This is a genomic window from Nocardia cyriacigeorgica NBRC 100375 (assembly GCF_000308555.1).
GTDB lineage: Bacteria > Actinomycetota > Actinomycetes > Mycobacteriales > Mycobacteriaceae > Nocardia > Nocardia cyriacigeorgica.
Window position 1 is genome coordinate 1 of sequence record NZ_BAFY01000109.1, and the last position, 12280, is coordinate 12280.

General features: G+C 68.9%; 12 protein-coding genes and 1 pseudogene. 10 read left to right on the top strand and 3 right to left on the bottom strand.

The features are described from left to right. Nucleotides 1-414 (top strand): annotated as a pseudogene (locus RJ05_RS10140) (DNA repair protein RecN); the annotation flags it as partial. A 73-nt stretch (nucleotides 415-487) separates the two neighbouring features. Here RJ05_RS10140 and RJ05_RS10145 read toward each other — a convergent pair. The 3 genes from RJ05_RS10145 to RJ05_RS10155 form a co-directional block, all read right to left on the bottom strand. Next, nucleotides 488-907 carry an SRPBCC family protein gene (locus tag RJ05_RS10145; protein ID WP_036536040.1) on the bottom strand — a complete coding sequence of 140 codons (420 nt, stop codon included), beginning with the start codon at nucleotides 905-907 and terminating at the stop codon, nucleotides 488-490. A 93-nt stretch (nucleotides 908-1000) separates the two neighbouring features. After that, on the bottom strand, nucleotides 1001-1540 hold the full coding sequence (locus RJ05_RS10150) for a gluconokinase (protein WP_051016406.1): 540 nt from the start codon (nucleotides 1538-1540) through the stop codon (nucleotides 1001-1003). Further along, entirely contained in the window at nucleotides 1498-2844 is a 1347-nt protein-coding gene (locus tag RJ05_RS10155) for a GntP family permease (protein ID WP_036536041.1), read from the bottom strand. The genes RJ05_RS10150 and RJ05_RS10155 overlap by 43 nt, the downstream gene beginning before the upstream one ends. Nucleotides 2845-3023: 179 nt before the next feature. Here RJ05_RS10155 and steA point away from each other — a divergent pair, with 179 nt between their 5' ends. The 9 genes from steA to RJ05_RS29885 form a co-directional block, all read left to right on the top strand. Further along, the gene (gene steA / locus RJ05_RS10160) at nucleotides 3024-4238 is read left to right on the top strand and encodes a putative cytokinetic ring protein SteA (RefSeq protein ID WP_036536044.1); all 1215 of its coding nucleotides are present in this window, start codon (nucleotides 3024-3026) and stop codon (nucleotides 4236-4238) included. Then, entirely contained in the window at nucleotides 4235-5179 is a 945-nt protein-coding gene (locus RJ05_RS10165) for a copper transporter (RefSeq protein WP_138445567.1), read from the top strand. Before steA ends, RJ05_RS10165 begins: the two co-directional genes overlap by 4 nt. Before the next feature lie 237 nt (nucleotides 5180-5416). Next, complete coding sequence (gene pyrG / locus RJ05_RS10170) at nucleotides 5417-7141, top strand: CTP synthase (RefSeq protein WP_051016407.1); 1725 nt, start codon at nucleotides 5417-5419, stop codon at nucleotides 7139-7141. Then, entirely contained in the window at nucleotides 7142-7795 is a 654-nt protein-coding gene (locus RJ05_RS10175; protein ID WP_036536049.1) for an NUDIX domain-containing protein, read from the top strand. It begins immediately after the preceding gene. A 12-nt stretch (nucleotides 7796-7807) separates the two neighbouring features. Further along, on the top strand, nucleotides 7808-8737 hold the full coding sequence (gene xerD / locus RJ05_RS10180; RefSeq protein WP_036536051.1) for a site-specific tyrosine recombinase XerD: 930 nt from the start codon (nucleotides 7808-7810) through the stop codon (nucleotides 8735-8737). Between the two features lie 382 nt (nucleotides 8738-9119). Further along, on the top strand, nucleotides 9120-10070 hold the full coding sequence (locus tag RJ05_RS10185; protein WP_228784372.1) for a ParA family protein: 951 nt from the start codon (nucleotides 9120-9122) through the stop codon (nucleotides 10068-10070). Between the two features lie 170 nt (nucleotides 10071-10240). Then, a complete protein-coding gene (locus RJ05_RS10190; RefSeq protein WP_036536068.1) occupies nucleotides 10241-11053 on the top strand; it encodes a segregation and condensation protein A in 813 nt (270 codons plus the stop codon). Next, the gene (scpB, locus tag RJ05_RS10195) at nucleotides 11050-11706 is read left to right on the top strand and encodes an SMC-Scp complex subunit ScpB (RefSeq protein ID WP_036536057.1); all 657 of its coding nucleotides are present in this window, start codon (nucleotides 11050-11052) and stop codon (nucleotides 11704-11706) included. The genes RJ05_RS10190 and scpB overlap by 4 nt, the downstream gene beginning before the upstream one ends. 9 nt (nucleotides 11707-11715) lie before the next feature. Continuing rightward, a partial coding sequence (locus tag RJ05_RS29885) for a S4 domain-containing protein (protein ID WP_036536070.1) occupies nucleotides 11716-12280 on the top strand: 565 nt, incomplete at its 3' end.

The window sequence follows — 12280 nt, forward strand, 5'->3', positions numbered from 1 at the left end:
TTGAGCAAGAGCGCCTCTGGTGGTGAGCTCTCACGGGTGATGCTGGCGCTGGAAGTGGTGCTCGCCGGCGGTGAACACGGCGCGACGATGGTCTTCGACGAGGTCGACGCAGGTGTCGGTGGCCGGGCCGCGGTGGAGATCGGGCGCAGGCTGGCGCGGTTGGCGCGCACCCATCAGGTGATCGTGGTGACCCACCTGCCGCAGGTCGCGGCGTTCGCGGACACCCATCTGGTGGTCAACAAATCCGATGACGGTGACGGCGCGGTGAATTCCGGTGTCCGCGCGCTCACCAACGACGAGCGGGTGATCGAACTGGCGCGCATGCTGGCCGGGCTCGACGACACCGAAACCGGGCGCGCGCACGCCGAGGAGCTGTTGCAGATCGCGCGTTCCGAGCGCGCCACCGCCCGCTGATCGCGGCGGCCGCGGAACGAGAAATGGTCGCGTCCGGACAGACCGGACGCGACCATCGTCGTCTGCGCTCAGCTCAGCGCACGGCCTTCTTGGCGCCGTTGATGAACTGGGTGATCAGCACCTTCAGCCCGGCCTCCAGCACCTTGGCCGGCACGGGCAGCGAGGGCTCGGACTCCATGGTGTAGCGCACGCGGGTGCCGCCGTCGGCGTCGGCGAAGGTGACGATGCCGACGTGCCGCTTGACCGGGGCGCCCTTGACGATCTTGTATTCCATCCGCTCGCCGGGCACCAGCGCGGTGATCTCCTCGGTGACGCCGACCGGCCCCAGCCCGACGTGATGCTGCGCGCCGACGCCTTCGCGTTCGGTGGTTCCCGGCTTGACCAGCTTGAGCTGGACGGGCAGGAAGGGGCTGATGCTCTCGCGGTCGGCGAACAGCCGGTACACGGTCTCCCGCGGCGCGGCGATGACGGTATCGACGGTGGTGCTGGCCATGACGTCTCCTCTTCGGATATCTGTGACCCGGAGAATACGGGTAGATGCCGGTGCTGCGGTAGCCGCACCCCGGATAAGTGCGGGCGGGCGGTGTCAGTTCTGCTGCGGCAGCTGCGCGATCACCTCGGCGACCTCTTCCTCTGGCGGGCGGCCGATTTCGACGACGATGCCGTTCTCGTCGGGCTCGAGCGGTTCCAACGTGTCGACTTGCGATTGCAGCAGCGAGGCGGGCATGAAATGGCCCGCGCGGTGCCCGATCCGGTCGCGGATCTGCTCGGTGTTGCCCGACAGGTGCACGAAGATCACCCCGTCGCGGCGCAGCACGTCCCGGTAGCTGCGTTTGAGCGCCGAGCAAGTCACGATGCCCGGGCGCCGGGCGGACTGGCGGGTGTCGATCCAGGAAGCGATGCTGCGCAGCCACGGCCAGCGGTCGTCATCGGTGAGCGGGGTACCCGAGGCCATCTTGGCGACGTTGGCCTCGGGATGCAGATCGTCGCCTTCGAGCATGTCCCAGCCCAGCTTCTCGGCCAGCAGCCGCGCCACGGTCGACTTACCTGACCCCGACACGCCCATGACGACCAGGACCGGCGTCACACGACCACGCTCAACGCCAGCACTCCGGCCAGACCGCATACCGATATCAGGCATTCCATCACCGTCCAGGTTTTGAGGTTTTGCGCAACCGTCAAGCCGAGGAACTCTTTCACCAGCCAGAATCCGGCGTCGTTGACGTGTGAGAGGAACAGCGAACCGGATCCGATCGCGAGCACCATCAGCGAGACGTGGGTCGTGGACAGGTCGGCGGCCACCGGCGCCAGAATCCCGGACGCGGTAACAGTAGCGACGGTAGCCGATCCGGTCGCCACCCGGATGAGTACCGCGACCAGCCAGGCCAGAAACAGCACCGGCAGGCTGCTGTCCTGGATGGCGTCGGCGATCAAGTCGGCGATGCCGGTATCGACGAGCACCTGTTTGAAACCGCCGCCCGCGCCGACGATCAGCAGGATGCCTGCGATCGGCGGCAGTGAACTGTTCATGGTCGCGGCGATGTCGTCGCGGCTCATCCGGGCGGTGTAGCCGAGCAGCACGATGCCTGCCAGCAGGCCGATGCCGAGGGCCACGACAGGGGTGCCGAGGAAGTCGAGGACGGTTTTCGCCGCGGAGGTGGACTCGGGGGCGATGACGTCGGCGAGGGTTTTGCCGAGCATGAGCAGCACCGGCAGCAGGATGGTGCCGATGGCGACCAGAAACGGTGGCTGCGGCTTCTTGTCGTTGTCGTCGTTGTCGTCCTCGTCGCTGAACAACTCCGGGACCGGGACGTCGACCCAGCGGGCCGCCAGCGTCCCGAACAGCGGGCCGGCGACGACGACCGTCGGGATCGCGACGAGCACGCCGAAGGCCAGGGTGAGACCGAGGTTGGCGTCGAGCGCGTCGACGGCGACCAGCGGGCCCGGGTGCGGCGGCACCAGCCCGTGCATGGCCGACAGGCCGGCCAGTGTGGGGATGGCGATGCGCATCAACGGCAGTCCGGAATGGCGGGCCACCAGGATGATCACCGGCATCAACAGCACCACGCCGATCTCGAAGAACATCGGCAGGCCGATGACCGCGCCGACCAGACCCATCGTCCACGGCATCAGTTTCGGCCCGGACAGGTTCAGCAAGGTGTCGACCACGCGGGTCGCGCCGCCGGAGTCTGCCAGCAGTTTGCCGAACATCGCGCCGAAGCCGATCAGGATGCCGACGCTGCCCATGGTGGAGCCGAAACCGGTGACGAAACTGTCGACGGTGTCGGCGGCGCCCGACCCGGCCCCGATGCCCACGCCGATCGCGCCGACGGTGAGTGCGATGAACGGATGAATCTTCAGCCAGGTGATCGCGGCGATGATGACGACAATGCCCGCGACCGCGGCGATGACCAGGTGCGCGGTGCTCACGCGGGTACCCTACGTGGGGCTTCGGCGTTTCGCCGGGCAGACACGGCCACGGTTGCGGGCCGGTTGCGTGGCGACTCGCCGGTGGCGGGAGGTGTGCGTTGGTATCACAGTGACGAATGTGGTACCAGGTGCGGCGCGCCTCCACCAATGGTTGAGGGTTTGCGGCCATCATCGGCGTCATGAAGATGCTGGCGCTGTTGTCGAAGAACACCGAGACGCTGCCCGGTCGCACCGGAATAGCCCGCGTGGACCGCAACACCCGGCGTCTGCTCAAACGGGTCGGTCCCGGCGACATCGTCGTGCTCGACGAAATGGATCTGGACCGGCTCACCGCCGACCGTCTGGTCGAGGCGGGTGTGGTCGCCGTGATCAACACCTCGCCCTCGATTTCCGGCCGCTACCCCAACCTCGGCCCGGAAGTGCTGGTGGCCAACGACATTCTGCTGTTGGACACGGTGAGCTCGGATGCCTTCACCAAGATCAAAGACGGCGCGAAGATCCGCATCGACGGCGGCGTCGTCTACGCCGACCGGCTCACCAAGAAGGAACCCGAGGTACTCGTCGAGGCCATCGAACTCACCGAGGCCGCCATCGCGGAGCGGATGATCGAGGCCCGCAACGGGCTCGCCGACCATCTGGAAGCCTTCGCCGGCAACACCATAGAATTCGTGCGCACCGAATCGGCGCTGCTCATCGATGGGATCGGCGTGCCGGATCTGGAACTGGAGATGCGCGGCAGGCATGTGGTGGTCGTCGGTGACGGGCCGGGGCACGCGGAGGATCTGAAGAAGCTCAAACCGTTCATCAAGGAGTACGCGCCGATCATGGTCGGCGTCGGGCGCGGCGCCGACACCCTGACCAAGGCCGGCTACCGCCCGGATCTGATCGTCGGCGACCCGGACGAGATCACCACGGCGACGCTGAAATCCGGTGCCGAGGTGATCCTGCCCGCCGACACCGACGGCCACGCCAAGGGGTTGGAACGCATCCAGGATCTGGGTATCGGCGCGACCACCTTCCCGTCCTCGGGTGCGCCGACGGATCTGGCGTTGCTGCTGGCCCACCACCATGGTGCGGCACTGATCGTCACCGCCGGAGCCGCCGCCTCGCTCGACGAATTCTTCGACCGCGGCCGCCGCGACAGCAACCCGGCCACCTTCTTGACCCGGCTCAAGGTCGGTTCGACGCTGATGGACGCCACCGCGGTGGCCACCCTGTACCGCAACCGGGTGTCCGGCACCGCGATCGCACTGGTGGTGCTGGCCGCGCTGATCGCGGTGATCGTGGTGGTGCTTGCGTCCAATTCCGGTACCGAGGTGCTGGATTGGGGCGCCGACACGTGGAACCGGTTCGTGCTGTGGGCACGGGACCTATGGGGTGGGGCAGGCGCGTGATCTCGCTTCGCCAGCATGCGATCTCGATCGCGGCGATCTTCCTCGCGCTCGCCCTCGGTGTGGTGCTCGGCTCGCAGACCCTGGCCTCGGATCTGCTGTCGGGTCTGCGTAGCGACAAGGACGATCTACGCGCCCAGGTCGACACACTCACCGCGCAGAATCAGCGCTTGACCGGTCAGCTGAACGGCGCCGATGCCTTCATCGCCGGTTCCGCGCCGCGGCTGCTCGGCGGCACTCTCGCCGACCGCAGCGTCGTCGTGTTCACCACCCCTGACGCCGACCCCGGCGACGTGGACGGCGTCGTCGCCGCCGTGCAGACCGCCGGCGCCGCGGTGACCGGCCGGATCGCGTTCACCGACGCCTTCGTCGACGCCGGTGAGGGCGACCGGATGCGTTCCACCCTCACCAACATCATTCCGGCGGGTGCCGAACTGCGCACCGGCGCCGTCGACCAAGGCAGCCTAGCCGGCGACCTGCTGGGCCTGGTGCTGCTGCTGGACCCGGCGTCCGGCCAACCGCGCAGCACGCCCCAAGAACGCGGCCTGGCGCTGGAGACGTTGCGCGGCGGCGGGTTCCTCGCCTACGGCGACACCCCCGTGCAGCCGGCTCAGCTGGCCGTCGTCGTGACCGGCGACGGCGCGAAAGCCGAGGAGAACAGTCGCGGCGCGAATATCGCCCGCTTCGCCGGCGCCCTGCGCGCTCGCGGCGCCGGTCTGGTCCTGGCCGGTCGCCCCGGCGCCGCCGAAGGTCCCGGCGCCCTCGCCGTCGTCCGCGATGACGCCCCGCTCGCCGCCGCCGTCACCACCGTCGACAATCTGGACCGCGAACTCGGCCGCGTCACCACCGCCCTCGCCCTGTCCGAACAACTCGCCGGCCGCACCGGCCGCTACGGCACCGGGCCCACCGCGACCTCACTGACCCTCGCCGCCCTGCCGGGCTGAGCCGGATATCGAGGCGTAGCCGGCCGAGGTCGGCCGATGCTGAGCCGGTCAACAAGGAGCAAGGGTGGTTCTGGTTGCTGACCGGGCACAATGGCAGCATTCAAGCCATGCGGAGGTGGAGCCGCGCGTGACCTGGGTCGCAGCGCGCGCGGGCGTGGATGACGGTTCGTGGCGATCGGGTGGCAAACCGGGCGTGGCGTACGGGTGAGCGGGGGTTTCGTGTTACCGTGAAGACCCGTGGGTCAAACACGGATTCAGGCGCGAACTGCCACCAAACACATCTTCGTCAGCGGTGGTGTCGCCTCCTCACTCGGTAAGGGTCTTACCGCCTCCAGCCTCGGTCAACTGCTGACCGCGCGGGGACTGCGGGTCACGATGCAGAAGCTCGATCCGTACTTGAACGTCGATCCGGGCACCATGAATCCGTTCCAGCACGGAGAGGTGTTCGTGACCGAGGACGGTGCCGAAACCGACCTCGACGTCGGACACTACGAGCGCTTCCTGGACCGGGACCTGTCCCGGGACGCGAATGTGACGACCGGGCAGATCTATTCGTCGGTCATCGCCAAGGAGCGCCGCGGCGAATACCTCGGCGACACAGTGCAGGTGATCCCGCACATCACCGACGAGATCAAGGCGCGCATCCTGGCCATGCGCGGCCCGGACCTGCAGGGTCAGGAACCGGATGTGGTGATCACCGAGATCGGTGGCACCGTAGGCGACATCGAATCGCAGCCGTTCCTCGAGGCCGCCCGCCAGATCCGCCACGACGTCGGCCGCGACAACGTCTTCTTCCTGCACGTCTCGCTGGTGCCGTACCTGGCGCCGTCGGGGGAACTCAAGACCAAGCCCACCCAGCATTCGGTGGCCGCGCTGCGCAATATCGGTATCCAGCCCGACGCGCTGATCCTGCGCTGCGACCGCGAGGTGCCGCAGTCGCTCAAGAGCAAGATCGCGCTGATGTGCGACGTCGAGGTCGACGCCTGCATCTCCACCCCGGACGCGCCCTCGATCTACGACATCCCGAAGGTGCTGCACCGCGAGGGCCTGGACGCCTATGTGGTGCGCAAGCTGGGCCTGCCGTTCCGCGACGTGGACTGGACGGTGTGGGGCGATCTGCTCGACCGGGTGCATTCCCCGCGCGAGACCGTGGAGGTCGCGCTGGTCGGCAAGTACGTCGACCTGCCCGATGCCTACCTGTCGGTCACCGAGGCGCTGCGCGCGGGCGGATTCGCCTCCCGTGCCAAGGTGCAGATCCGCTGGGTGCAATCCGACGACTGCGAGACCCCGGCCGGCGCCCAGGCCGCGCTGCGTGACGTGGACGCGGTGCTGATCCCCGGCGGGTTCGGTATTCGCGGGATCGAAGGCAAGGTCGGCGCCATCCGTTACGCCCGCACCCGGGGGCTGCCGCTGCTCGGCCTGTGCCTCGGCTTGCAGTGCATGGTGATCGAGGCGGCGCGCTCGGTCGGTCTCACCGACGCCAACTCCGCCGAATTCGAGCCCGACACCACCCACCCGGTCATCTCCACCATGGCCGACCAGGAGCAGGCGGTGGCAGGTGAAGCCGATCTCGGCGGCACCATGCGCCTCGGCGCTTACCCCGCGGTGCTGGCCAAGGGGTCGGTGGTGGCGCAGGCCTACGGCACCACCGAGGTCTCCGAGCGGCACCGTCACCGCTACGAGGTGAACAACGCCTACCGCGACAAGATCGCCAAGAGTGGACTGAAGTTCAGCGGCACCTCGCCCGACGGGCATCTGGTCGAGTTCGTCGAACTGCCCGCCGACAAGCACCCGTTCTTCGTCGCCACCCAGGCCCACCCGGAACTCAAGTCGCGCCCGACCCGGCCGCATCCGCTGTTCGCCGCATTGATCGCGGCGGCCTTGAAATACAAGGCGGCCGAACGGCTTCCGGTCGACATTCCCGGTGAGGAATTGGCCAATGCGGGTGATCAGGCCTCGTAGATGAGCGACAATTCCACCGTGCCGGGTAGCCACGACTTCGAGACCGTGTCCAGCCGGACGGTATATTCCGGCGCGATCCTGGCGCTGCGGCTGGATCAGGTGGCCATGCCAGATGGCCGGGTCGTCGAACGGGAAGTGGTCGAGCATCACGGTGCCGTCGCCGTCGCCGCGCTGGACGACGACGACAACATCGTGCTGATCCGCCAATACCGTCATCCACTGGGCACCCGGCTGCTGGAACTGCCCGCGGGGTTGCTCGACATCGACGGCGAGGACCCGCTCGAAGCGGCCAAACGTGAGTTGGCCGAGGAGACCGGACTGGCCGCGCACGAGTGGTCGGTGCTGGTGGATGTGGCGTTGTCGCCGGGTTTCACCGACGAGGCGCTGCGGGTGTACCTGGCGCGCGGGCTCTACGAGACCGAACGGCCCGAACCCGAACACGAGGAAGCCGATCTGGAAGTGGTGCGGATGCCGCTGGCCCAGGCGGTGCGCGCCGCGCTGGCCGGCGAGATCGTCAACGCCACCGCCGTGGCCGGTGTGCTCGCGGTGTCGGCGACGCGGGCCGAAGGGACGGCCCCGCGCGCGGCGGATGTGCCGTGGCCCGGGCAGCCGACTGCGCTGCTGCGCAGGCAAGCCGGCCGGGCGCGGGACTGACGGGCCACGACGGTGCGTGAGGTGGACGCCTACCTCGACCATCTGGCAGTCGAGCGGGGCGCCGCACGCAACACCCTCGCCGCCTATCGGCGGGACCTGGAGCGGTATCGCGCGTTCCTGGCCGGGCGCGGCATCGGCGAACTCGACGCCGTCGCCGAAAGCGATGTCGCCGAGTTCGCCATGGCGCTGCGCTCGGGTGGCGCCGGGCATCCGCCGCTGGCGGCCGGCTCGGTGGCGCGGGCGCTGATCGCGGTGCGCGGACTGCACCGGTTCGCCACCGCCGAGGGCATGACGAGCACCGATGTCGCGCACGCGGTGAAACCGCCGGCCCCCGGACGCAGGCTGCCCAAGGCGCTGCCCTACGACGAGGTGCTGAAGCTGCTGGAAGCCGCTGGCGGCGACTGCGGCACCAGCGGCGACGGTGTCGCGCGGGGTCTGCGGGACCGGGCGCTGCTGGAACTGCTGTATTCCACCGGCGCCCGGATCTCGGAGATGGTCGGACTCGACGTCGACGATCTCGACATGCCCGAGCGTGCGGTGGTGCTGCGCGGTAAGGGCGGTAAACAGCGGATCGTGCCGATCGGGCGTCCGGCGCTGGCCGCGGTGGACGCCTACCTGGTGCGGGGCAGGCCTGTACTGGCCGCGCGTGGCCGGGGCAACGCCGGTGCGTTGTTCCTGAACGCGCGCGGCGGGCGGCTGTCGCGCCAGAGCGCCTGGCAGGTGTTGCAGAGCGCGGCCGAACGTTCGGGTATCGGTGCCAGCGTCTCCCCGCACACGCTGCGGCATTCGTTCGCCACCCATCTGCTCGACGGTGGCGCCGATGTGCGGGTGGTGCAGGAACTGCTCGGCCACGCCTCGGTCACCACCACCCAGATCTACACGCTGGTCACCGTCAAGACCTTGCGCGAGGTCTGGGCCACGGCCCATCCGCGCGCGAAGTGAGCGGCGGCGCTCACCGGCGCGAGACCCGACTGCCCCATCTACGGCGACGTGCCGCCGACGGTCCACGGTTCGGCGATTGCGTCGCCCGTCGGGGCGCGGCTGACCACACCGACAGCCCGTCCGACACCGGTTCGACGGTGCTCCGCAATGGCAATGACAACGAACAGGTAGCGTTTTGTTATCCGTGGCGCGGCGTGGCGTCGCGAACACGCCGGTCGGACTCGCGGCACTCGGGGACGAACTAGCGGTAGCGTCTACCGAGAGCTGGACCATCCGAAAGTGAGGTCGTGCACTGATCGGCCTCGCTACGCTCGGCGGGGAACGGGCAGGAACGTATAAGGAGCAGCGGATCGTGACGACAGCCGGAGCGGCAGAGCCGCCGATGGGTGCTGGGACGGAGCCGCTTACGGACGCCGGCGCGGGACTCGACGCCGACACCGGAACCCCCTCGGTCTGGGGCAATGCCGTGGAGGCGGTGCCGGTGCCCGACGATGTCGAGCTCGGCCCCACCGGGCGTCCGTTGCGTCTGGTTCCCGAACCGCCCGCCGTGGCACCCGGCGGCGACGCCCTGATCATCGCCATGTGCAATCAGAAGGGCGGGGTCGGCAAGACCACCTCCACCATCAATCTCGGTGCGGCGCTGGCCGAATACGGGCGCAAGGTGCTGCTGGTCGATCTCGATCCGCAGGGCGCGCTCTCGGCCGGACTCGGCGTGGCCCACCACGACCTCGACCTCACCGTGCACAACCTGCTGGTCGGCTCGAAGGTCGCCATCGACGACGTGCTGATGCAGACCAGGGTCGAGAACATGGATCTGCTGCCCAGCAATATCGACCTGTCGGCGGCGGAGATCCAGCTGGTCAACGAGGTCGGCCGGGAGCAGACCCTCGGGCGGGCTCTGGAATCGGTGCGCTCGCGCTACGACTACATCCTCATCGACTGCCAGCCCTCGCTCGGCCTGCTCACGGTGAACGCGCTGGCCTGCTCCGACGGGGTGATCATCCCGATGGAATGCGAGTACTTCTCGCTGCGCGGGCTTGCCCTGCTCAACGACACCGTGGAGAAGGTGCGCGACCGGCTCAACCCGCGGCTGAGCCTGTACGGCATCGTCGTCACCATGTTCGATGCGCGGCTGCTGCATTCGCGGCAGGTCATGTCGCGGGTGGTCGAGGTGTTCGGGGATCTGGTGTACGACACCGCGATCTCGCGCACCGTTCGCTTCCCCGACGCCAGCGTCGCGGGCGAGCCGATCACCACGTGGGCCCCGAAATCCGGTGGCGCCGAGGCCTATCGGGCGATGGCGCGGGAAGTCATCCACCGGTCCGGCCGGTGACCGGAGCGTCCGAGCCAGCACTGTCGACCAGCACCGATAATCCAGGCTCCACCGATTCCACCGCGAGCACCGAGCCCGGCTCGACTGTCAGCACCGAACCAGGTTCTGCCGCAGGCGCTGAGCCCCGCTCGGCGACGGTTGCCGAGCCCGAGCGCACGTCCAGGTTCCATCTGCGGCTGAGCAACTTCGAGGGCCCGTTCGATCTGCTGCTGACGCTGATCAGCCAGCGCCGCCTCGACGTCACCGAGGTGGCGCTGCACAAGGTGACCGACGAGTTCATCGCCTACACCAAGGCGTTGACCGCGGACCTGGCCGAGCAGTCCGGGCTGCGCGCGGACAAGATCCTCGATCAGACCACCGAATTCCTGGTGGTGGCCGCCACCCTGCTCGATCTGAAGGCGGCGCGGCTGCTGCCGTCGGGGGAGATGACCGACGCCGAGGATCTGGAACTGCTCGAGGCGCGCGACCTGCTGTTCGCCCGGCTGCTGCAGTACCGGGCGTTCAAACAGGTCGCCGAACTGCTCGGGGAACTGGAGGCGGCGGCGCTGCGCCGGTACCCGCGCGCCGTCGGGCTCGAGGACCGCTTCACCGACTTGCTGCCCGAGGTGACCCTCGGCGTGGACGCCGCCGGGTTCGCCGAGATCGCGGCGGCGGCGTTCCGGCCACGGCCGGTCCCCACGGTCGGCCTCGACCACCTGCACGCGCACGCTGTCTCGGTCGCCGAACAGGCCGCGATCGTGCTCGAACGCCTCAAAGAGCGCGGTGCCGGCGGGTGGACGACCTTCGCCGAACTGGTCGCCGACTGCGGCGCGCCGATCGAAATCGTGGCGCGCTTCCTCGCCTTGCTCGAGCTCTATCGCGGCAAGACCATCGAGTTCGATCAGCCCGATCCGCTCGGTCCGCTGGCGGTGAGCTGGATCGGCGAGCAGCCCGAGGACGGGCAACCCGATAACGTGGTGACCATCGAAGAGGACTATGGATGACCGAGGCAGTGGCAGAGTTCACCCCCGAACCCCTCGACGACGACGAATTCCGCTCGGCGCTCGAGGCGATTCTGCTCATCGTCGACACTCCCGCCCCGGTAGAACAGCTGGCAGCGGCCCTCGACGACAGTCAGGAACGGGTCGAGCGAACCCTGCGCGAGATGTCCGCCGAACTGTCGGCCCGGCGCTCCGGGATCGATCTGCGTTTCGCCGGTGACGGGTGGCGCTTCTATACTCGCAGCGAGTACGCACCGTATGTCGAGCGGCTGCTGCTCGACGGCGCCCGGTCGAAACTGACCAGGGCCGCCTTGGAAACGCTGGCGGTGGTGGCATACCGCCAGCCGGTGACCCGGACCAGGGTCAGCGCGGTGCGCGGCGTGAACGTCGACGGCGTGATGCGCACCCTGCTGGCCAGAGGGTTGATCGCCGAAGCAGGCGTCGACCCGGAGACCAACGGGACGCTCTACCGCACGACCGAACTGTTCCTGGAACGGGTCGGGCTGGCGTCACTGAGCGATTTGCCACCACTGGCGCCCCTGCTACCGGGGGTCGACCTGATCGATGAGATCAACGAGAGCCTGGAAACGGACCCCCGCTACACCAGGCTGAAGAAACCCGCCGAGGACGATCTGGACCTCGGCACCGAGGATTGACAGGACAACGTGAATACACCCGCTCGCCGAGATGGCACACCGGACCGTAGGAAACGTAACGACCAGCACCCACGGGGTGGCCGCCCGATCGGCTCCCGCGATGCGCGTGCGGCCCAGCGCGGCGTCACCCCGCGTGGCACCGCGACGGGGGCGGACCCCCGGCGCGGTAGCGGTGGTGCGGCAGGCGCCCAGCGCGGTGGCTCGGCGGCCCCGTCGCAGCGCGGCGCGCAGGGCGCGGCCCGCAGGCCCGAGCGCGTGCAGCCGCCCCGCAAGACCAAGACCGCCAAGCCGCAGCGCCAGCCCGCCTCGACGCCGCAGCTGAGCAACGCCAAGCCCGCCAAGCGCCAGCATGTCGAGCCGGCCCCCGGCGCCCACACCAAACTGCCCTGGGGTGAAGGTGAGCGCTTGCAGAAGGTGCTGGCCAAGGCCGGCGTCGCCTCCCGGCGCGCCGCCGAGGACATGATCGCCCAGGGCCGCGTCGAGGTCGACGGCATGATCGTGCGCGAACAGGGCCTGCGCATCGACCCGCAGCACGCCGTGATCCGGGTGGACGGCACCCGCGTGGTGGTGCGCG